At 65.9% G+C, this 1,919-nt stretch carries 2 protein-coding genes; both read right to left on the reverse strand.

Annotation, left to right across the window (positions count from 1 at the left end; genetic code table 11):
- The coding region (locus GY937_06335; GenBank protein ID MCP5056329.1) for a transposase family protein at nucleotides 1-576 on the reverse strand (576 nt) is incomplete at its 3' end.
- Nucleotides 577-737: 161 nt separating this feature from the next.
- The gene (locus GY937_06340; protein ID MCP5056330.1) at nucleotides 738-1,199 is read right to left on the reverse strand and encodes a transposase; all 462 of its coding nucleotides are present in this window, start codon (nucleotides 1,197-1,199) and stop codon (nucleotides 738-740) included.
- Between the last annotated feature and the right edge of the window lie 720 nt (nucleotides 1,200-1,919).

A 1,919-nucleotide genomic window follows, 5' to 3' on the forward strand; every position in this document is an offset into this window, starting at 1 on the left:
CTGGTCTTGGAATCGTCCCGGGAAGCCGGGGTGGTACTTCAGCGTCTTGAACTGCGCTTCCGAGAACGGATTGTCGTCCGAGACGCGCGGCCGGGAGAGCGATCGCGTGATGCCGAGATCGGCGAGGAGCTGTGCCGTGCATTTTGCGGTCATAGGCGACCCACGATCCGAATGAAGCGTCAGGGTCTTGGGCGACACGTCGAACTTCCTTGATGTTTCTTCGATAAGGTTGCTGGCGAGCGAGGCATTCTCCCGATCCGCGACCATCCACCCCACCGCATAACGGCTGTAGAGGTCGAGAAGAACATAGAGGTAGTAGTAGGTCCACTTTCTTGGCCCGAGGAGCTTGGTGATGTCCCAGGACCAGACCTGATTCGGCGCAGTCGCGATGAGCTCCGGCTTCGCGTAGACGGGGTGACACCGCTGATTGCGGCGTTCCCGGCTTTCTGCGCGTTCCGCAAGGAGGCGGTACATCGTGCGTTCCGAGCAGAGGTAGCGCCCCTCGTCGAGAAGGGTCGCCACGACCTCGCCCGGCGAGCGGTCCACGAAACGCGGCTCATAAAGCACTTCGCGCACGCGCTCTCGTTCGATCGGTGCGAGCGCTCGGGCAGGAGTTTTCCGGGGCTGCTGCTGCCCAGTCGAGGGTCTCGTTCGGCGGTAGAAGGTCGCGCGCGATACGCCCAGGGCCCGACAGGCCGGGACAACCCCGACCTGTCGGGCCAGCCCTTGGGCCGCGCTCACGAGTTCTTTCCGCTCTCGAGGTCGAATCCCAGCAGCCCGGCAACTTTTTCCTGCACGTCCAGGATCGTATGCACCTTGTGCAACTCGGCCTTGAGGCGTGCGTTTTCCGCCTCGAGTTCCTGCACCTTCGGCTCCAGCGGATTGCGGTTCCTCGGCTTGGCACCTCGCTTCTTCGAGGCCAGCCCTCGAAGCGCACCCCGGCGCTGTGCCTTGCGCCAGGCCGTCAGGTGAGAGCTGTACAACCCCTCGCGCCGCAGCAGTTGGCCCACCTCGCCGGGCTTCGTGCAGCGCTCGGCCTCCTCCAGAATGCGAAGCCGGTACTCCGCCGTGAACTGCCTTCTCTTCGGCTTGGCCACCACCTCCGGGTCGAGCCTGCCGGCCTCGGAGCCGGTTCCGGCGCTACGCGCCTCCACCGGCCCCGAGGCCGGCAGAGGAGAAGAGTTCGAGTCGTCGATCATCGTGAATCACCTTGCATCGCCCTACAGTAATTCGAGTGGGGTCAGGTGTCTCACGGTTGTTGGCAGAGAGGGGAGGCCGGCATCGCTCGAAGTGTACGCCTCGCCCCCTGGTTCAGATCCAGGCGCCGGCCTTCCTGCGGTTCTACTGCAGCGTGTCCTCACAAGAGACCCCGGGCGGGGCGTAGAGGACCTGGCCTCGCGTCCCCATGATGCAGCGCCCTCCGGGAGCGCGATCTGGCGAAGCCGGGCCGGGGCCAGCCTCCGCGCACTGCTTGCCGCGCGGCTGGAAGATCAAGCCCTTCGGGCCGTAGATACAGGCGTCCCCGCGAGGGGGCTCCACTTCCGGTTTCTCCGGCTCGGGAGCCGGCGCGGCCGGAGCTGGGGCTTCGGCAGCGGGAGCAGCCCCCTCTGCGGATTCCGGCGCCGCGGCAGGGGCTTTCGGCTCCTGGGGCGTCGAGACCCGATTGAACGAGCCATCAGCGAGGCCAGGATCGCCCCACAGGAGGAGCAGAGCCAAGATGGGAAGGGCACGCCACATCCTTCGCCCATCGGCAGATGGGGCCAAAACCTGGAACGAGCCTCTAGGAGTCTGCGCGGTAGAAGCGAGATCGGCCGCGTAGCGTGGGATTCTCGGTTGAATTGTTGCGGTGAGTAGGGTCTGGGGCGCCCGGGACCGCGAAGGCTCCGGATCGGGTGTGAGCCGGGGTTGCCCTGGAAGCC

It is taken from the genome of bacterium, from assembly GCA_024228115.1.
Classification (GTDB): Bacteria; Myxococcota_A; UBA9160; order UBA9160; family UBA6930.

What these genes read in the sequence shown, in the direction of transcription:
- GY937_06340 (MCP5056330.1), bottom strand. Translation starts at nt 1,199, where the DNA reads ATGATCGACGACTCGAACTCTTCTCCTCTGCCGGCCTCGGGGCCGGTG.